General features: G+C 62.3%; 17 protein-coding genes and 1 pseudogene. 10 read left to right on the top strand and 8 right to left on the bottom strand.

The window, feature by feature from the left end:
• The first annotated feature begins 176 nt into the window (after nucleotides 1-176).
• From O7A05_RS00965 to O7A05_RS00950, 4 genes are all read left to right on the top strand, one after another.
• A complete protein-coding gene (locus O7A05_RS00965; protein WP_337091085.1) occupies nucleotides 177-1,472 on the top strand; it encodes a class I SAM-dependent methyltransferase in 1,296 nt (431 codons plus the stop codon).
• Nucleotides 1,469-2,284: a sugar phosphate nucleotidyltransferase gene (locus O7A05_RS00960; protein WP_337091084.1), complete on the top strand. Its 816-nt coding sequence runs from the start codon at nucleotides 1,469-1,471 to the stop codon at nucleotides 2,282-2,284. The genes O7A05_RS00965 and O7A05_RS00960 overlap by 4 nt, the downstream gene beginning before the upstream one ends.
• On the top strand, nucleotides 2,281-2,934 hold the full coding sequence (locus tag O7A05_RS00955; protein ID WP_337091083.1) for a PIG-L deacetylase family protein: 654 nt from the start codon (nucleotides 2,281-2,283) through the stop codon (nucleotides 2,932-2,934). The genes O7A05_RS00960 and O7A05_RS00955 overlap by 4 nt, the downstream gene beginning before the upstream one ends.
• Before the next feature lie 155 nt (nucleotides 2,935-3,089).
• Nucleotides 3,090-3,374 carry a hypothetical protein gene (locus O7A05_RS00950; RefSeq protein WP_337091081.1) on the top strand — a complete coding sequence of 95 codons (285 nt, stop codon included), beginning with the start codon at nucleotides 3,090-3,092 and terminating at the stop codon, nucleotides 3,372-3,374.
• 144 nt (nucleotides 3,375-3,518) lie between these two features.
• Here O7A05_RS00950 and O7A05_RS00945 read toward each other — a convergent pair whose 3' ends face one another.
• The 3 genes from O7A05_RS00945 to O7A05_RS00935 form a co-directional block, all read right to left on the bottom strand.
• The gene (locus O7A05_RS00945) at nucleotides 3,519-4,943 is read right to left on the bottom strand and encodes a glutamate-1-semialdehyde 2,1-aminomutase (RefSeq protein WP_337091079.1); all 1,425 of its coding nucleotides are present in this window, start codon (nucleotides 4,941-4,943) and stop codon (nucleotides 3,519-3,521) included.
• Between the two features lie 248 nt (nucleotides 4,944-5,191).
• Nucleotides 5,192-5,950 carry a LuxR C-terminal-related transcriptional regulator gene (locus O7A05_RS00940; RefSeq protein WP_415926934.1) on the bottom strand — a complete coding sequence of 253 codons (759 nt, stop codon included), beginning with the start codon at nucleotides 5,948-5,950 and terminating at the stop codon, nucleotides 5,192-5,194.
• Nucleotides 5,951-7,173: 1,223 nt separating this feature from the next.
• On the bottom strand, nucleotides 7,174-7,605 hold the full coding sequence (locus O7A05_RS00935; protein ID WP_337091078.1) for an EF-hand domain-containing protein: 432 nt from the start codon (nucleotides 7,603-7,605) through the stop codon (nucleotides 7,174-7,176).
• A gap of 393 nt (nucleotides 7,606-7,998) precedes the next feature.
• Between O7A05_RS00935 and O7A05_RS00930 the strand changes: the two genes are divergently transcribed.
• Nucleotides 7,999-8,565 carry a DUF488 domain-containing protein gene (locus tag O7A05_RS00930; protein WP_337091077.1) on the top strand — a complete coding sequence of 189 codons (567 nt, stop codon included), beginning with the start codon at nucleotides 7,999-8,001 and terminating at the stop codon, nucleotides 8,563-8,565.
• 39 nt (nucleotides 8,566-8,604) lie between these two features.
• Here the strand turns inward: O7A05_RS00930 and xth are convergent, their stop codons facing one another.
• Both xth and O7A05_RS00920 read right to left on the bottom strand, forming a co-directional pair.
• A complete protein-coding gene (xth, locus tag O7A05_RS00925; protein ID WP_337091076.1) occupies nucleotides 8,605-9,390 on the bottom strand; it encodes an exodeoxyribonuclease III in 786 nt (261 codons plus the stop codon).
• A gap of 181 nt (nucleotides 9,391-9,571) precedes the next feature.
• Nucleotides 9,572-9,847: a hypothetical protein gene (locus tag O7A05_RS00920; RefSeq protein ID WP_337091075.1), complete on the bottom strand. Its 276-nt coding sequence runs from the start codon at nucleotides 9,845-9,847 to the stop codon at nucleotides 9,572-9,574.
• 498 nt (nucleotides 9,848-10,345) lie between these two features.
• Here O7A05_RS00920 and O7A05_RS00915 point away from each other — a divergent pair.
• A pseudogene (locus tag O7A05_RS00915) lies at nucleotides 10,346-10,472 on the top strand (IS6 family transposase); the annotation flags it as partial.
• Nucleotides 10,473-10,692: 220 nt separating this feature from the next.
• On the opposite strand, the gene O7A05_RS00910 reads toward O7A05_RS00915, so the two are convergent.
• The 3 genes from O7A05_RS00910 to O7A05_RS00900 are packed head-to-tail and all read right to left on the bottom strand — an operon-like array spanning nucleotide 10,693 to nucleotide 13,860.
• The gene (locus O7A05_RS00910) at nucleotides 10,693-11,544 is read right to left on the bottom strand and encodes a TIGR01459 family HAD-type hydrolase (RefSeq protein WP_337091074.1); all 852 of its coding nucleotides are present in this window, start codon (nucleotides 11,542-11,544) and stop codon (nucleotides 10,693-10,695) included.
• Complete coding sequence (locus O7A05_RS00905; RefSeq protein WP_337091073.1) at nucleotides 11,541-12,815, bottom strand: FGGY-family carbohydrate kinase; 1,275 nt, start codon at nucleotides 12,813-12,815, stop codon at nucleotides 11,541-11,543. The genes O7A05_RS00910 and O7A05_RS00905 overlap by 4 nt, the downstream gene beginning before the upstream one ends.
• Before the next feature lie 4 nt (nucleotides 12,816-12,819).
• Entirely contained in the window at nucleotides 12,820-13,860 is a 1,041-nt protein-coding gene (locus tag O7A05_RS00900) for a class II aldolase/adducin family protein (protein ID WP_337091072.1), read from the bottom strand.
• 193 nt (nucleotides 13,861-14,053) lie between these two features.
• On the opposite strand from O7A05_RS00900, the gene O7A05_RS00895 reads away from it, so the two are divergent.
• The 4 genes from O7A05_RS00895 to O7A05_RS00880 are packed head-to-tail and all read left to right on the top strand — an operon-like array spanning nucleotide 14,054 to nucleotide 18,745.
• The gene (locus tag O7A05_RS00895) at nucleotides 14,054-14,836 is read left to right on the top strand and encodes a DeoR/GlpR family DNA-binding transcription regulator (RefSeq protein ID WP_337091071.1); all 783 of its coding nucleotides are present in this window, start codon (nucleotides 14,054-14,056) and stop codon (nucleotides 14,834-14,836) included.
• On the top strand, nucleotides 14,833-16,212 hold the full coding sequence (locus tag O7A05_RS00890) for an FGGY-family carbohydrate kinase (protein ID WP_337091070.1): 1,380 nt from the start codon (nucleotides 14,833-14,835) through the stop codon (nucleotides 16,210-16,212). Before O7A05_RS00895 ends, O7A05_RS00890 begins: the two co-directional genes overlap by 4 nt.
• On the top strand, nucleotides 16,209-17,750 hold the full coding sequence (locus tag O7A05_RS00885) for a sugar ABC transporter ATP-binding protein (protein WP_337091069.1): 1,542 nt from the start codon (nucleotides 16,209-16,211) through the stop codon (nucleotides 17,748-17,750). The genes O7A05_RS00890 and O7A05_RS00885 overlap by 4 nt, the downstream gene beginning before the upstream one ends.
• Nucleotides 17,747-18,745, top strand: coding sequence for an ABC transporter permease subunit (locus O7A05_RS00880; RefSeq protein WP_337091068.1), 999 nt, complete (start codon nucleotides 17,747-17,749; stop codon nucleotides 18,743-18,745). Before O7A05_RS00885 ends, O7A05_RS00880 begins: the two co-directional genes overlap by 4 nt.
• Nucleotides 18,746-18,784: the final 39 nt, after the last annotated feature.

Genomic DNA, 18,784 nt, shown 5'->3' with positions numbered 1-18,784 from the left:
ATCGACGCCTGCCGTTTCTCTATAAGAATTAAGGCTGACAACGGATTGGGAAATCGAACCCGGTGGCGCCCAGTCCTAACCTGCATTGAAACAGCAGCACTCTCCACGGACGCGCGGCGGGTTCACCTTCAGGCCGCCTCGGCCGTTTTTTTGAGCCATCGCGACAGGAGTACCGAATGAACATTCAGGCTGCCGAAATTGTTTGCGACCCTAAGACGGCACGCCGGAATGTCGGTTGCAGGCTCTGCGGATCGCGCCTGCGCCACACTCTCGTCGACCTTGGCATGTCGCCCCCTTGCGAGAGCTTCCCGCGGGCCGACCAACTTGACCAGATGGAACTCTACTACCCGCTCAACGTCCTGGTCTGCGAGAGCTGCTATTTGGCCCAGCTCAAGGAGTATGTGAGCCCCGAGACCATCTTCGGCGAATACGCCTACTTTTCTTCCTTCTCGACAAGCTGGGTGGCCCACGCGAAAGCCTATTGCGAAGCGATTACGAAGCGACTTGGACTTTGCGCGGACAGTTTTGCGGTGGAACTCGCAAGCAATGACGGTTACCTGCTGCAGCACTTCCTGCCGCTCGGCATTCCAGTCCTCGGTGTCGAGCCGGCGGCCAATGTCGCGCGCGTGGCCGTCGAGAAGGGCGTGCCCACCCGGGTCGACTTCTTCGGGGTGCGGCTGGCGCTTCAGATGGTGGCCGAGGGACTGCTCGCCGATCTCATTATTGGCAACAATGTCCTGGCGCAGGTGCCCGACCTCAACGACTTCGTCGCGGGAATGAAAATCTTGCTCAAACCGGAGGGCGTGATCACCCTCGAGTTCCCGCACATCGAGCGGCTGATGGCCGAAAACCAATTCGACACCATTTACCACGAGCATTTTTCATATTTCTCACTGCTGACGATCGACCTGATGGCGGCCCGCCACGAGTTGCGGCTGATCGACGTAGAGGAACTGCCCACCCATGGCGGGTCGCTCCGCGTCTATCTCGCCAACGAGGACAGCAACTGGCTCACCGATGACCGTGTCGCCGAACTCCTCGACCGCGAAAAGCGGCACGGGTTGACGGAAATGACGACCTACACCTCCTTCGGCTACAAGGCGCAGCGCGCGAAACGCGATCTCCTGGCGTTTCTGATCTCGGCCAAAAGCGAAGGCAAGAAGATCTGCGGCTACGGCGCGCCCGGCAAGGGCAACACGCTGCTCAACTACTGCGGCATCGGCACTGACTTCCTGGACTTCACGGTCGACCGCAATCCCTACAAGCACGGCCGTTTCACACCGGGCATGCACATCCCGATCAAACCTATCCAGGCGATCGAACAGGCCAAGCCGGATTACATCTTGATCCTTCCGTGGAACTTGAAGGACGAGATCATCAAGCAGTTGCACCACGTTGCCGCCTGGGGCGCGAAGTTCGTGGTGCCGATTCCTTTCGTAATGGTGATTGATCCATCGGAGTTGCCGAGATGAAAGTAGTCCTTTTCTGCGGCGGGCGTGGAACCCGGATACGCGACTATTCCGACAGCATTCCGAAGCCGATGATTCCGCTCGGCCACCAGCCGATCCTGCGCCACGTAATGCAATGGTACAGCGATTACGGGCATGACGACTTCGTCCTGTGCCTGGGCTACAAGGCCAACGTCATCAAGGATTTCTTCCTGAACACTCGGCCGCAGACCTTTTCCGACTGCGTGGTCTCTCGGGGTGGCCAGGACGTGCAACTGCTCGGTGACACAGTCAAGGACTGGAGCATTACCCTGCTCGACACCGGCATCTGGCGCAACATCGGAGAGCGCCTTTGGGCCGCCAGGGATCATGTCAGGAACGAGAAGATGTTCCTGGCCAACTACTCCGACGGCCTGACCAATGTCGACCTCGACGACGTGATTGCGAAGTTCGAGGCAAGCGGCAAGATCGGGTGTTTCCTCGCCGTGCGCGCGCCACTGACATACCATTTGGCCGACATCGCGGAAGACGGGCGCGTGCGCGAGTTCCGCACGACGGACACTGCCGAGATATGGATCAATGGCGGCTACTTCGTATTCCGTACCGATATCTTCGACTACATGCGCGACGGCGAGGAACTCGTTCTCGAGCCCTTCAGGCGGCTGATCGACGACAACATGCTCATGGCATACAAGCACGAGGGATTCTGGCGTTCGATGGATACGCTGCGTGATTGGCAATCGCTCGAAGACATGGTCGAAAAGGGCGACATGCCCTGGAACAGGAAGATCACCGCCGAGAAGAACAGGCGCAACAGGGTGTTGGCCGCATCATGAAGGGGCTTGGCCTCGCTCGTCGCGGGGAGGAACTATCGATCCTCTGCCTTGGCGCCCATTCGGACGACATAGAGATCGGCGCGGGAGGCACGATACTCGGCCTGATCGCGTCGGGAATGAAACTGGACGTGCACTGGTGCGTGCTGAGCGCGGGCGGCCAACGGTCGGCGGAAGCCAGGGCTTCGGCCGCGGCTTTCCTCGAAGGATCGCGCTCGTCCAGGGTCGACATTGCGGATTTCGAAGACAGCTACTTCCCCGCTCATAGCCGATCGATAAAGCAGTGGCTGCTAGATGTGAGATCACGGGTTCATCCCGACGTGGTGTTAACCCACGCAAGGTTTGACGCCCATCAGGACCATAGGGAGGTCAACCAACTGACCTGGAACGTCTTCCGCGATCATCTTGTACTCGAATATGAGATCCCAAAATGGGATGGCGACCTTGGCCAGCCAAATGCCTACGTGCCGCTCACGGCCGACGTGTTGGAACGCAAGATCGAACTCCTCCACGAGCACTTCGGGACACAGCGTTCCAAGGATTGGTTCGATCGCGAGACATTCGTTGGGCTTGCGAGATTGCGCGGAATGGAATGCCGCGCAGCCGAGCATTTCGCGGAGGCTTTCACGCTCCGGAAGGCCAGAATTTTGTAAGAAAAAGAGCAGTGGATCATAAGTGAAAGGGCTTTGAACTCACTTGAGATCTGCTAGTAAACGCGCCAGTCGCATTCGGCGAACAGATTTAAGAAAGCCGGCGCGGACGCAGCTGTGCAAGCCAGAGCCTTTTTGCGATACGCTCTCAGGGGAATGTGATCAAGGTGAGGAAACTTGCTCCTGGATTTTCGCTCAGCAAGGTTCGGATCGGAACGGTCGAGGGCGGAGAATCCGGGTTTCTGGTGTGGAAATCCAACCATCTGGTTGCCGTCCTTACCCAGATCGACGAGGAGGCCTACTCCACGAAAGGCAAATGGTTCCTTGAGACCGGCTTCGGCCTGCTAACGGGGCAGCACAAGAATTTCGACACGATCGAGGAAGCCGTCATGTGGGTGGGCAGACACACCTTCCCGCGGTCTGTTCCCGTTGCGGCGGATTGACAGGCGGGTCCGAGGGGACCAGCTAGCCCGCGCCCTCCTAGCCCGGCTGGCCGTGCCACGTGTGTCAGTGCGCCTTACATTATGGGACGGCGACAGAGGTGAGATCCTGATCCTCAGACGAGCGAGAAGGCAGCGTTCACGGCGTCAAGATGTCGCCGCGAGCCGTGTTTCCGGTTGCATCTTGGTCGTATTGTTCGCGGTTTGAGAATTCTCCGGGTCCGTAACTGTTTCAGCTCGTTCGTCGCCATTGTTGAAGCGGCGGAAGACGACCTGGGAGGGACGGCCTACCAGGAAACGGCTCGTCCCTGACTCCAGGGCCTGCGCATACACCGCTAATGCATCGTCGACGGCCTCTATGGTCTTCATGAGGGCCGCGTCGTCGTGGGTGAAGCTGACGACGAGAGACGGCAGGAGCACCCCACGCCTGATCGTCTCCTGCAGGAACAGGGAGCGATATGCCTGCGACGGTTTGCCGTTGGGGTTGAGCGTGGCATAGGCCAGGCAGCAGGCACGGCCGACGACCTTGAAGTGACCATCCACGCCACGCCGTTTGGCGGCCTCTTCGATCCCTTCCCTTAATTTCGTTCCCTGACGATACAGGTGTTCGACAACCGGCTCGCTCTGGTAAGTCCGCATGGTCTCGATCGCCGCCGCAAGCGCATGGGTCTCCGCGCCGTGCGTGGTGGACAGCAGAAACACCCTTGGGCGGTCCGTATGCTCAAGGCCGCCGAGCCGCATGTATTCGCGTTTGCCCGCGAGGGCGGAGACCGAAAATCCGTTCCCAAGCGCCTTGCCGAATGCCGACAGGTCCGGTTCGATGCCATAGAGCCTCTGCGCCCCGGCCGCATGCCACCTGAACCCTGTGATCATCTCGTCGAAGATGAGCAGCGCGCCCTTTTCCCGGCAGAGACCCTGGACTTGATGCAGGAAACCGTCCTTCGGATCGTCGCCGCGGGAAGGCTCGAGGATCAGAGCGGCCAGCTTGCCGGGGTATCTGTCGAACAGGTCCCTTACGGAGGCGATGTCGTTGTATCGGAAAGTGACGGTCAGGTTTCGGGTCGCCTCCGGAATTCCGGCATTCATCGGCGTTGTCCCGATGAACCAATCGTCCGTCGAAAAGAAAGGGTGGTCGGCGCAGCAGGCAACGAGATCGCGGCCCGTGTAGGCGCGGGCAAGGCGTACGGCTCCCGAAGTCGCGTCCGATCCGTCCTTGCAGAACTTCACCATCTCAGCGCCGATGAGTTCCAGGAACGTCTCTGCGCAGCCGACCTCGATGCTGGCGGGCCGCGTGAAATTGGAGCCGCCGTGGAGGGCCGCCTCCACCGCTCTGAGCACGGTCGGGTAGGCATGCCCCAGCCCGACCGAACGGTTGCCCATGCCGTATTCGATGTACTCGTTCCCGTCGACGTCCCAAACATGGCATCCCAAACCACGCTCGATGAAGCCCGGCGCCAGGACAGGATACTGGTCCTCGCCTTTTGCGTATGTGTGGCTGCCGCCCGGGATTAGCTCGCGGCCGCGTTCCTGCAGGCGGACGGATTCGCGAAAACGAAGGCTTTGCACAGACATGCCGACCACTCCATTCCGGCAGGAAGTCTACATGTTCGGCTCAGGATTTCGCGTTCTCCATAAGAGTCATCGGTTAGCACTTTGGGGGATAGCGGGCGCGCACGAGCCTAGCTTCGCGCGATGCAACAGCTTTTCGGGTACGGTTAGACCAAGATTATCGCCGCGGATCTCGGGCAGCTCCCACAAATGATCCACAGAAAACAAAAACGGCCCGCTGGATTCACCAGGGGCCGTCTTGCCGCTTGCGATCACTCCTCAGCCACAGCTCCGTCCGCGAAGAGGTCGTTGACCTTGTAGGCAACTTCTGTGCGGTTGGTCGCTTTCAGCTTCTTCATGATGTTTCGAATATGGACCTTCACGGTGCTTTCGCGCAGGTTCAGTTCGTAGGCGATGATCTTATTCGCCTTGCCACGCCGGAGCGCCTGGGCGACCTCAGCCTGCCTGAGCGTGAACATGCCCGTCAGAGGCCGCGTGTCGCAGTTGCCTGAATCAATCAGGTGTCGCATGGACAGGACACTGCTCGCCGGGACGAAGATGCCTCCTGCCGCGGCAAGGTTGATCGCCTCGACGCAAACGTCGATCGCGACCGAGGTCGGAATATAGCCGCGTGCGCCGCATTCGAGAGCCGCCAGTATCTGTGCAAGGTCCTCGGTGTCGGCCAGGATAACAACAGGGACTGACTTGAATTCGGACGAAATATGCCTGATCTCGTCCGCGATGTCATGATCGGTGACCTTCCGGCCGCCAATGTTGAAGAGTATGGCGGCGAGAGGAGGGGCCGATGCCTTCTTCACCCGCCATTCTTCGATCGACCCCATCGCGACGACCGCCATGCCGAGTTCGTGATCCTCAAGGGCCGATCCGAGACATTCGCGATCAAGGGCCCTTCCGTCCAGGATAAGGAGGCATTGCCTGCCTGCTTGCTCATGGACATTCTCCGTCCCCCTCAAGGGGATCCCTAACTGATTTGTCGAAGTGTAGTTTTGCAATCCTACTGTAGAACTCATACTAGCACCGCCCTTTCCACAACACGGCTCGCCTTGCGGCGGCCAACCAAAGCCTCCCTCAATCTTTGGAACGTGAAAGTTTGATTCCCAACCCGTTAAAGGCTTCAGGCTGGATCGCCCAGCTTGGAGCCTTGAGAAAATTCTTCTGCTGCCCCCACCCAGAACAACTTGGTCAGTTTATGGTCTGTTTATAAGTAGTCTCTAATCTAAGTTAATTTTCAATAAATTTTTGGGCTATCGAAAGACCGTAGCCAGGCTGGACCCAAATGCGGCGCGCTCCCCCGCACGAATGGGGAGGCCTCTCCATGGCACGATCCCTAATATTCGTCGCCCCGAGCTTCGGGTTCGAGAGCTAACTGGTGGATTTGCCGTAGTATGTGGAGCGCTTCCCTATTCCAAAGCGCCTTTCCTATCGTGTGATATGCCCTATTGCCGTCGACCGCGATAACCATTCCTTTCGTATTGGCACGACCAAGGCGGCCTTTCCCAAGACGGCCTCAGGCAGTTCCGGGAATGAACAGCCATCTCGGTCATGGGCGCCGGCGGCTCGAAACGGGGCGGTCCGAATGTTACCGCAGAGAGGCGTGTCGATGATCTGGTGGCCATCCGGTTGCGATCATTTCGGCTGGTCCTGATCCGATAGGCGGAAGTTGGGATTGGCTTATATCCTCTGACAATGGCACATCTTACTCCAAAAAATTCGTTGACGGCCTGTGTTGCCAGATCGAACATATGGGTGCTTGCCTCTGCTGAAAGCTTGCGCGGTCTGTCCGCGGACAGGATAGGGGACTCACTACGCCCAATGGCACCCCTATTGCCTTCGACCGGCCAACAGCCGTCAGGTCTGTTGCAACCAGGTTCGAATCGCGCTCTCCAGGGCCTGCGTACCGCCGCGACTCCCGGACCAACGGCGAGAACGCCCCAAGCTACTGCGTGGTGGTCAGCAAGGCCGAGATCGGCGCCGGCAGCGGGCTGGTGCTGGCAGCTCTGTCGCCGCCAGTCGACGGTTGGTGCCGAGATCGAGAGCATTCACAGCATCGGCAATTTCTGAAGTCGATACGAGCGCAGTCGGCACCGCTTAGGTTTATGGATGAATGCGCCGCATAGGGTATTCTCGATCCGCCGTGGGGCGTGATGCTTGTCGGGTGGCCCCTAGGCATCTCCATTCGAGCATGACGAGATTGGCACGCCTGCCTTGCGAAGAGCCGGCTTGGGGAGATCTATCACTGCATGTCTTCACGGCCAGAGCCGTGCAAGAAGGACTGGATCTCATCCATGTCGATCTTACCGTCGCCATTCTGGTCGATTGAAGAGAAAATCCGCCCGACAGCGTCCTGAACCTCGTTCTCGGACAATGATCCGTCGCCATTCGTGTCCAAAAGCGCAAACATCAGTCGCATTCCAGCTCCGCGCATCATACGCGGGCCATGGTGTCCAGCCATCCTGTGCTCACCAGCCGGACCGCCGTCACGGTCTTTACGCCAACGGTCGCCATGACGATCCGCATCGTCCCGAGCGTTGTCATCCTCTTCCAGGCGATTGTTGGCCATCTCGGAGCTTCGATCCTGTTGCATCCTCTCCCGGATGGCTTGGTCAACCATCTGGCGGATCATCTCACGCGTTGGCCCGCCCGCTTGCCCGTGCGCATCCGGCAACTGCCCGGCTCCGGGCTGTTCGGTCGTCGGGGTGGGCGGAGGGGTCCCGTTTGTTTGGGCGAGAGCAGGGAAAGTCCCGAATATAAGAACGGCGGCCGCGGTCGTCGTGCAGCGAGGGAGTCTCATGGGGTGCTCCATTCGATTGGACGTGGTTTGCCTCAAGCTGATTGGGCTAGCCAAACTGGAGGTGTCTTCGATTGTTCCGGCCCGCGTTCCAGGTCACGAGGAAGTTACGCGAGCCGACTTTCGAGCAACCTCTAGCTTCCTGTGGCGCAGCCATGACGGATCACGGCGACCGGAGATGCTCCGGATCCGGCCAGTTCAGCTCTCATCTCGAGATTTGGTCTGACCCGGGGTGCTTGGAACAATGAAGCGGCCGCCACGTCATGTAGGATGCATTCTAAGCAGTCGACCAACCGCTCGCGTATACCCTTCTTCACCGTTGGGCATTCGAACCGCAAAATTGAGGAATTCATCGATATCCTTCGGCAGGGGAGGATCGGCATCGTCGTCGACGTGAGGCGTCTGCCCGGGTCCCGCGCCTGCCCGCAGTTCGATAGCGAACGCTTGGCTACGTCACTCGCGGAGGCGCAAATCGCCTATGAATTTGTGGCGCCCCTCGGCGGGCGCCGCGGCAAAGTGGACGAGGTTCCGCCCGAAACGAACGCCGCTTGGAGAAACCAAAGCTTCCACAACTACGCGGATTATGCTCTCTCGGCGGAATTTCGAAGCGGACTCGATCGCCTGCTCGCACTTCGGCCGCGCCGCTGCGCGATAATGTGCTCGGAAGCAGTCTGGTGGCGGTGCCACCGCCGCATTATCGCTGATTATCTTCTCGCGCGTGGCAACGAGGTCTTCCACCTCATGGGCAATGGTCGGGTCGAGAAGGCCGTACCAACGGCTGGCGCGGTTCTTCGAAACGACGGGTCAGTGATCTATCCGGCAGCGGCCACCATCTAACGAAAGGCGCAAAGGCCCGGCCGAGGCCGCAGGAATGGATCAGCCGACCAGCTTATCCGCCACGTCAATCCAGGCGGGCGCGTGGTCGCTCGGCTTTTCCCACCCGCGGGTCTCGATATCGACACCTGCAGCTTGAATCGTCTTCGCAAGTGATGGGCTTACAAGCAGATGATCCATGCGCAGGCCGGAGCTTCGGTCGTAGCCTCCGCGATAGGAGAAAGTCCAATAAGTGTAGATGCCCTTGCCTGGATGGATCCGACGCATCGCGTCCACCCAGCCCAAGCTCACCATGCGGGCATAGGCGTTCCTGCTTTCCGGGAAGAAAACGGCATCCCCCAACCAACGCGCAGGTACTACGGCGTCGATCTCCGTGGGCACGACATTGTAGTCACCACAAAGGACGGTGCGCTCGCCTAGCAGCGATTTGCTGTAGGTGACGAGACGTTCGAACCAGCGGAGCTTGTAATCGAACTTTGGGCCTGGTGCGGGATTGCCATTGGGTAAATAGATGCAGCCGACGACGAGGTTATCGATCTCGGCCTCCAGATAGCGGCTGTGCGTATCATCGGGATCGCCCGGCAAGCCGCGGCGGCGCTCGACCGGATCCCTCCCACGCGCCAGTATAGCTACCCCATTGTAGGATTTCTGGCCGTGCCAGACAGCGCCATAGCCGGCGGCTCGGATGGCCTCGACCGGAAATTTGTCTTCGGACGTTTTCAGCTCCTGAAGGCACACCACGTCATAGCTGGTCTCAGCAAGCCATTTCAGGAGCACCGGCAGGCGGCCGTTGACACCATTGACGTTGAAGGTCGCGATCCGAGGCATCGCTTATCTCCTGCGTGGCTTCCTCTGAGCTTGCAACGCAAGGCGCTGTGGTGGGTTCAATCTGGAACTGTTCGTCGGCCTGTCGGTTAAGAAATTTGGGGCCCATTTAAGGAGGTCTGCATGCTCCGCGGCGAGAAATCTAAATACACGGAAAGGCAGGAGCACCAGCCGCGCAAAGACACTAGGTCAAGCAGAACGGGAAGCGGTCGCCAAAGCGCCTGGCAAAACCAACGATTGGGACCGCGACGCAGTACATGGCGACGGCGACACGGTCGGCATCAAACCCCACTCCGAATAGCTCGTTCGGAGGAGCAGGGAGTTGCGTTTGTCGTTTTTTGCAGAGGGGGAGGAGCTGGACGGCAAAGAGAAGCGCCTGCTTACGCGACTGCTTCCATTGAGGTTGTAAGGATCCCGAACCCCAGTCGCCCCAGAGCTTCAAGGCAAAAATCAGTTTCACGGGATCTATGATCTCAGCCGGTGGCGCCGTGTTTCAGCGGGATCGCAGTGACCTCTACCTCGCTCGCGACGGTTGCGTGAGGATGAGTGCGCATTGAGAGGAACGACGATCGCCGAGCGGGCGGGGGCTTGGGGATGTCGACGATCGTCGGAGCGCGAGGGGCCATGTAGCCAGCAAACTACGTTGCGATAGGCCCTGGCTCAGTATGTCGTTGATTCGGCTCAGAAGTACATAACAAGTTCGGGGGTCGCTTCGCCCAGTGCCATCTTGCAAGCGAAAATTGTCGAAACAGATCAATCCGGCCAGGCGCTGGCGAGAAAGTCGGGACGTGGCAGTCTCAGCCGCTTTTCGGCGCCTTCTCATTCCGTGTTGCTCAAAGAGGATGTGGCTGTGAGGAAACGCTATCAACTTGTTCCGGGCGAGTCTGGGTTGGATCGCACGTGCTCGAGAACGTGACCGATAGACCGGCATCGATAATATTACGCTCGCGCGGGCTCGATCCGCGACAGTTGGAGACGCATTCGCCGGGTGCGGCCGATGCTCGGCTTCAAGTCGTTCGCAAGCGCGACTGCAGCCCTGGCCGGGTCGAGATGGTCCTATGATGCGCAAACGACGGGCGAGATAGGCCTACAATCCGAATCCGTCTGTTGCTGAACAGTTTGAAATCATCGCCGCGGCGTGAAGCTCTTTGTGCCAGTTTCTGTGCCGGGACTGAAATTTGCGACGGAGCCGCAAAGCTTGCCACCGCTACCATCAGCCGGAGGTTCGCCATCTGGCAAACGCTCGCGCAGGAAGACCGCGAATCGCCGCCTGACTTTGACCGAAATCGAGGCTGCAATTCCCCGTCAACGCCAGCGAAATGCGTCCAGAGTGTAGTCGGGCCACGCGCCAAGCTCTTGGAAAAGCCCGGTCAGGTCGCCGCTGTCGGCCAATATACCCGACTTGACCAGCGCGGTCGCCACGCCGGCGGCACGTCCTCCAGCTATATCGTGCTCGACACTGTCGCCGACACAGATCACGTCGCTGAGTGCCGGATGTCCCGTAAGCGCCAGCGCAGCTTCGTAGATCGCCGGATAGGGCTTGCCGATACGGGTGACGCTGCCGCCGAGCTGTTCGTAAAGGTCGGCGATTTCGCCGGCGCCGAAGCGTGGTCCGACCGCGGTCAGCATGATCCGATCCGGGTTGGTGCAGAAGCACGGCGCCTTCCGTTCCGCCGCCGGGCCAAGAAGCCTTCGGTAATGGTCGAGGCCGTAGCGGTCGCTTTCGCTGGCCGCGATCAGCACCAGTTCGGCGTCATCGCCGCGCTCGGTCAGAACAAGGGGCAGCCCCTCGATCGCGGAACGATCGCCATCGCGGCTGATCAGCAGGCATTTCGTTCCCGCTGGCAGAGCCCCCGAGACAACCATGTCGTTGAAAATGTGCCAGGCCACTTCGCCGGATGAGACGAAATGGTCCCAGCTTCCCGCTTCGAAACCAAGCTTCAGTAGCCGCCGTTCATTGGGCTTCGCCCGCTTGCCGGAATTCGAGATCAACGCCACCGTCTTGCCGACCCGCTTCAGCGCCGACAGCGCTTCGACCGCGGCCGGATAAGGCTGCTGCCCGTCATGCAGCACGCCGAACTGATCGAGCAGGAACACGCCGTAACGCTCGGCGAGCGCTGCGATCCCGTCGAGATGCATGGCTTGCTTCGCGCTCACAGCAGTCCCGCGTCCTTTGCACCCATTAATGCCAGCCGAGCCGCGCCTGCCGCTGCCTCGTCGGAGAGCGGTGGCGGAAAATCGACGCCAAGCTTGCGCTGCCGGATCGCGGTCCAGGCGGCATTAGCACTGCCGCCACCGACACTTCGGACCGAGGTGAGCTTCGGCGCGCCGAGTTCGGCGAGCCTCTGATAGCCGAGCGCCTCGATGGCCGCGATGCCCTCCAGCATCGCCTTCAGATAGTCGGCGTCGGATTCGGGCCGGGGCAGCAGACGCGGCTGGAGTGTTGGCTCGGCGACAGGAAAACGCTCGCCGGCCGAACCGAGCGGATAATAGTCGAGGCCGGTCTCCGTCGCGGGATCGATCGCGGCGCTGAGCTCGACGATGCGCGCGAGCGAAAAATGCTGCGTTAGCACCTTGCCGCCGGTGTTCGACGCGCCGCCTGCCAGCCAGACATCGCCGAGCCGATGGCTGTATATGCCGTAGCGCGGCGCCGAAACCGGCCGGTCGGACAGGATCTTGATGGTCAGCGACGATCCGAGCGCGGTGACGCCGTCGCCGGCGGTCGCCGCGCCCGTCGCCAGGAAAGAGGCGCAGCCATCGGTGGTGCCGGCAACCACCGCGACGTCGCGCGGCAGCCCGAACAGATCGGCGGCGGCGGCCGTAAGCCTGCCGGTCAGGGCGCCTGGCCTGACGACGGTTGGCAGAAGCTCCATGCGCATGCCGGTCGCCGCGATCCACTCCGGCCAGCGGTGCGCCTCGGCATCGTAGCCGGTCTTCAAGCTGTTGTTCTCGTCGCTGACGTCGAAGCGGCCGGAGAATTGTCCGGCAATCCAGTCGGCCTGGTGCAGCACGGCATAGACGCCCGGCAGGCGCTGGAACCAGAGCGCTTTGGCTAGGCCGGACGTTGGCCCATGTGCGGCGCTTGCCTCCGGCGCCACGTCGGCGACCGCGGCGAGGATGGCTGCATCGGAAACCTTGTCGTTGTACATCAGCGGTTCGGCCAGCGGCCGCCCGACGCCATCGACCGGCAGCAAGGTTCCCGACGTGCCGTCGACAGCGATCGCTCGCACGGTCGCGCGGTCGATACGCGAGAACAGCTCCTTCAGCGTCGCCTCGACGGCAGCCCACCACACGGCGGGATCGCGGCCGTTCGCTCCGAAGCGCTCGAGCGGCATGGCAGCGCGCGCGACCATGGAAAAATCCGGACGCATCGCGACGGCGCGCGACCCGGACGTGCCGATGTCGATGCCTAGTGCAAGCGGCAGCATTCGGCTAAACCGCAGCGTTGAGTTTCTGGCGATACTGCTCGGCATCCCAGTTGACCAACTCGTCATTCTCGGCGGCGTTGAGATAATTCAGCTGGGCTTTGGTGTCGATCCGGGCGGTGACATCGGCAAGGCAGCGCTGCATGGCGTCCGCGCCGGAGCTGGCGTCGCCGCGCATCAGCACGCCGGCCCCGGCAAACAGGATAGCGGCCGGCTTCGTGCCCAGCCGTGCAATGACGTCGGCGACCTGCTCGCCGGACCTTGCCACTGCCGATCCCTGGCCGAGGAAGATGACATGGTCGGGATAGAGGCTGCCGGCTTCGGCCATGCGGCGGCTGTCCGCATCGAGCGCAACCGCATGCGCCTCGACATCCGCCGGCAGTCTGTAGCCGCTCTCGCCGGCAAGTGCCGCCAGCGCCGCGGTATCAGCATTCGCCGTCTCCCGCGCCGGGCGCGCCAGAAGCGATCTCACCCGATACAGCAGACGCTCCGCCTCGGCCACAGTCTCCGCCGCGACGACCAGTCCGTGATTGCCGAGGATCAGCACGTCGGTCCCGGGCCTGAGGCGCGCGGCAATACCCTGCGCAAGCGGCAGGCCCGGCCGGCGATAGGGAACATAAGCCCACGCGATCCCCTGGAGACGCCGCCTGGCCTCGGCCTCGCAATCGGTCTGGACGGCGAGCGAGATCGTGTTGACGCAGTGGACATGCAGCACCACCCGCTGGGGCATCAGTGCATGCACGGTGGTCTCGATCGACGGCCGCAAGCCGCGCGGGTTGAGGGCGCCGATCGCAAATGCCTGCGGCTTGTCCGCGGTCGGATCGCGTCGTTCGACTGCCTCGAGGAGCGGACCCATCGCCACCGGCACCATGATGTCGTCGGTCAGAGCGTCCTTCAGCCATGTGCCGGAGGCCTTAATCCATAGTGTGTCGCCGGCTTTCAGCGATGTGTTGCCGCCGGCTGCCTGAGTCAGATGCGGATCGGCGCCGATGGCGGCCGAAAGCGCTCGCAGGGCAGCCATTTCCTGCGCATCGATTGTGGTCGCCATGGCGGTCTTCCTCCAACGGCTCGGCGGGTCTGGAACAATTCCCCATCGCGGGAGAGCGGTTGGCGCTGATATCGCAGACGCGAGCGACTTACGTCAATAGTGATCTAGTATGATCAAACTGTCTTGCAATTCGCCGGATGTTGAGTAAGTTGCACCAAATGCCGTGCAAAAGGGCATTATCGGGAGGAAAGAGTTGAGCGACTCCGGCCGCCAGCGTCAGATCGTCGAGCTTTTGCGGGACCGCCCGTTCGCTTCGGTGCGCGAGCTGCAGGAGCGGCTTGGCGTTTCGGCGGCGACAGTCAGGCGCGACATCGACAAGATCGACGAGGCCGGTGAGGCCAGGAAAGTCTATGGCGGCATTTCGGCGCTCGATGGCGCATCGCAGGCCGGCATCGCTTATGCCAGGCCGTATGACGAGAACCGCGATCTGGCAGTCGATGCCAAACGGCAGATCGCCGCTGTCGCCGCCACCATGGTGCGCGATGGCGATGCGGTCATCGTCCATGGCGGATCGACGTGTTTTCATCTTGGCGTCAAGCTTGCCGACCGCAACATCCGCCTTTTTACCAATTCCATGCCGCTCGCCGCCTATCTCGGCGATCACGGCCATTGCAGCCTGACGATTGCCGGCGGCGATCTGCACCGCGAGCCCGGCATAATCCATTCGCTCACCCACGCCGTGCCGTTCTATGCCTCGAAATTCTTTCTCGGCGCGCAGGGCCTTGGCCCTGAAGGGGTGCTGGAATCGCATCCGCTGCTGGTGCGCTCGATCGTCGATCTCAGCCTGTGCGCGGACCAGATCGTGGTGCTGGCCGACAGCCGCAAGCTGTCGATCCACGCCCGCAACGTCGCGCTGCCGCTGTCGCGCATCGGCACGCTGGTGACCGATGACGGCCTTTCCGACGCCGATGCGCGCATGCTGGAGGATGCCGGGGTCGCCGTGCGCATCGCTCCGTCATCGGGGGCCGTCCAGTGAAGGTGGCGGTGCTCGATTTCGGCAAGACCAATTCCAAGCTGTTCGTTTTCGGCCAGGACGGCCGCATCCTCAGCGAACAGCGCACGAAGCCCGCCTGGATACCCAGAGGCGGCCTCGGCGTGCTCGATGAACCGGCGCTCCATGATTGGGCGCTCGATGCCGTCAACCAAGCCGTTGACGGTTATGGCATCGAGGGCCTGATGGTGTCGGGGCATGGCTGCACCTTCGCGCTGGTCGGCGATACGGCGCTGACGCATCCGATCCTCGACTATGAACAGGAGCCGCCGGCCGACATCGCCGAGCGGATTGATCGCCGCATTCCCGATTTCACGGAGACCTTCTCGCCGCGCCTGCCGCTCGGCTTCAATTACGGCCGCCATATGCTGTGGCTGAAGGAAGTGGAGCCCGACGCCTTTTCGGCGGCGAGGGCGATCCTCGGCTACCCGCAATATTGGAGCTGGCGCTTCGGCGGCCGCGCCGTTTCGGAAGTCTCCTATCTCGGCTGCCACTCGCATCTGTGGGCGCCGCGCAGGCGCGACTTCTCCTCGCTGGTCGACGCCGAAGGCTGGCGCGGCCGCATGCCCGCCTTCGCGCGCGCCGGCGCGGTCACCGGGGAGCGGCGGCTTGGCCGGGCCGGCAGGCCGGTCGCCATTCACAATGGCGTCCATGACAGCAACGCCGCCCTGCATGCCTATCGGCGGCAGGAGCTTGGGCCGCTCACCGTGGTATCGACAGGCACCTGGGTGATCGTGCTCAATCCGGACTGCCCGCTCGAGGCGCTCGACCGTGAACGGGACATGCTGGTCAATGTCGACGTCGATGGCGGCCCGGTGCCCACGATCCGCTTCATGGGCGGGCGCGAATTCGCTGTGATCAGCGGCAATTGGCACGGCGCGATTGCGCCGGCCTTGATACAGCGGACGATCGACGCCGGCACGATGGCCCTGCCGAGCTTTGCCCCCGGCGGACCGATGCCGGGCCGGTCAGGCGAAATCGTCGGGCCTGTTTCCGATGCCGAGCAGCGCGCGGCCGTGGCCCTGCTTTATGTGGCGTTGATGATCGATCTGTCGCTCGACCTGATCCGTTCGCGAGATACGGTCATCGTTGATGGCGGACTGAATGCCGATGGCCTGCTTGCCGCCCTCCTGGCCGCGCTGCGGCCGGGGCAATCCTTCATGCAGGGCGCCACGCTTGAAGGCAGCGCCACGGGCGCCGCGGCGCTCGCATACGAAAGTCTCGGCCGCGAATTCGCCGGCGATACGCCGGAGCCGGTGCGCGCCGCGGACTTCAGGGGTCTGGACCGCTACCGCAACTACTGGCGCGGCCTCATTGCCGGGCGCCACATCGCCGGCGCGGCGGCAGGAGGTGCGCAATGAGCGCCGCCGCCCATGTCGCGCCGCAAAGGCCGGTGCTGGAGATGCGCCATATCTCCAAAACCTTCGGTCCTGTCCGGGCGCTGCGGGACGTATCGCTCACCGTCAATGCCGGCGAGTTGCATGCGCTCATGGGCGAGAACGGCGCCGGCAAGTCGACGCTGATGAAAGTGCTGTCTGGTGCCTATCGGCCGGATCCCGGCGGCGAGATCCTGATCGACGGAACGCCGGTCGCCACCGGCGATCCGATCAAGGCCCGGGCCCACGGCATCGCCGTGATCTACCAGGAGTTGTCGCTGGCGCCCAACCTGACGGTGGCGCAGAACATCTTCCTCGGCAACGAGCCGCGCAGGTTCGGCATGGTCGATCGCGACCAGTGCAACCGTCGCGCCAAAGAAATCATCGAGCGGCTCGGCGTCTCCTTTTCCGCGCGCGCCCTGGTCTCCAGCCTGTCCCTCGGCGAACGCCAACTGGTCGAGATCGCCCGCGCGCTGTCGACCAGCGCCAGCATCATCGTCATGGACGAGCCGACGACCTCACTGACCTCGCGTGAGACTGACCGCCTTTTCGAGGTGATCGCGACGCTGAAGGCGCAAGGCATCGCCATCATCTACATCAGCCATCGTATGGAGGAGGTCTACCAGCTCGCGGACCGCGTCAGCGTGCTGCGCGACAGCGGCTATGTCGGCACACTGGAACGCGCCGATCTCAACGCCTCGCGCCTCGTCTCGATGATGGTCGGCCGCGATCTCTCGGCCTTCTACAAGAAGGATCACCGGCCGCCGGACAGCCAGCGCCGGGTGGCGCTGTCGGTGCGCGGCATGTCGGACGGCGGATTGCTGAAGGACTGCTCGTTCGATCTTTACCAGGGCGAGGTGCTGGCGCTTGCGGGGCTGGTCGGTTCCGGCCGCACCGAGCTCGCGAGGCTGATCTTCGGGGCCGACCGCCGCAGTGCTGGCGAACTGAAACTCGAGGGCAAGCCGGTTCCCATTGCTTCGCCGCGCGAAGCGCTGGAGGCCGGCATCGCGTACCTCACCGAGGACCGCAAGGAACTCGGCCTGTTCCTCGACATGTCGATCTCGGACAACATCAATATGGGCGTGCTGACCAGGGATGCGCGGGCCGGCGGTTTTCGTGATTTCGCCAATGCCGAGCGGCGTGCCACCAAGGCCATTGCCGACCTGTCGATCCGCACCCGTTCGGCGCAGGCCAATGCCGGGTCGCTGTCGGGCGGCAACCAGCAGAAGGTGCTGCTTGCCCGCTTGCTGGAGACCGAACCCAAGGTCGTCATCCTCGACGAGCCGACGCGTGGCGTCGACGTAGGCGCCAAGTCGGAAATCTACCGGCTGATCGACAGCCTCGCCGGCAGAGGCATCGCCATCCTGATGATCTCCAGCGAACTGCCCGAAGTGATCGGGGTGGCCGACCGCGTGCTGGTCATGCGCGACGGCGCTATCGCCGGCGAGGTGACGGCGTCGAAAGGCAGGCCGCTGCGTCAGGAAGAGATCATGGAACTTGCGACGGGAGCGGCCCAGCGATGACCGACAGCTCAGCAGCGACCAAGGCGGCGGATCAGGCAGCGGTTAGGAGCAGGCGGCTGCGCACGGCCTTCGCCGCGCTGGGCATGCTGCCGGTTCTGCTCCTGCTCGCCGTCGGCTTCCAGTTCATCAATCCACGCTTCCTCACCGGCACGAACTTGCTCATCGTCACACAGCAGTCGTCGATCAACATCGTGCTCGCCGCCGGCATGACCTTCGTCATTCTCACCGGCGGGATCGACCTCTCGGTCGGCTCGATCCTCGCCGCCTCGGCGATGGTCGCGGTGCTGGTGTCGCTGGTGCCGGACTGGGGAATGCTCGGCATTCCGGCCGCCATACTGCTCGGCCTCGGCTTCGGCATCATCAACGGGCTGCTTATCGCTTATATCAGGCTGCCGCCCTTCATCGTCACGCTAGGCTCGCTCACCGCAGTGCGCGGCGTCGCCCGCCTGCTCGGCGAGGACACGACAGTGTTCAATCCCGATCTGCCCTTCGACTTTATCGGCAACGGCTCATTGTTCGGGATTCCCTGGCTGGTCATCATCGCGCTGACGGTGGTGGTGCTGTCCTGGCTGGTGCTCAAGCGCACCGTGCTCGGCACCTGGATCTACGCCGTGGGCGGCAATGCCGAGGCGGCGCGCCTCACCGGCATCAAGGTGCCGCTGGTGCTGCTCTTCGTCTACGGCGTGTCGGGCCTGCTCGCGGGCCTGGGCGGCGTGATGTCGGCGGCGCGGCTCTACGCCGCCAACGGCCTGCAACTCGGCCAGTCCTACGAGCTCGATGCAATCGCCGCCGTCATTCTCGGCGGCACCAGTTTCGTCGGCGGCGTCGGTTCGATCTGGGGCACTCTGATCGGCGGGCTGATCATCGCCGTGCTCTCCAACGGGCTCATTTTGGCCGGTGTCTCCGACATCTGGCAGTACATCATCAAAGGATTGGTCATCATCGTGGCGGTCGCCCTCGACCGTTACCGGCTGCAGGCCGGAGCAAGAACGTGATTGACCTTGGTCGCCGGCCTCGACGAGCCGGATTGTGTG

This window comes from Mesorhizobium argentiipisi (SeqCode) (genome assembly GCF_037179585.1).
Classification (GTDB): Bacteria; Pseudomonadota; Alphaproteobacteria; order Rhizobiales; family Rhizobiaceae; genus Mesorhizobium; species Mesorhizobium argentiipisi.
The sequence above is the reverse complement of the archived record's forward strand: the minus strand, read 5'-3'. Positions and strand labels throughout refer to the sequence as shown.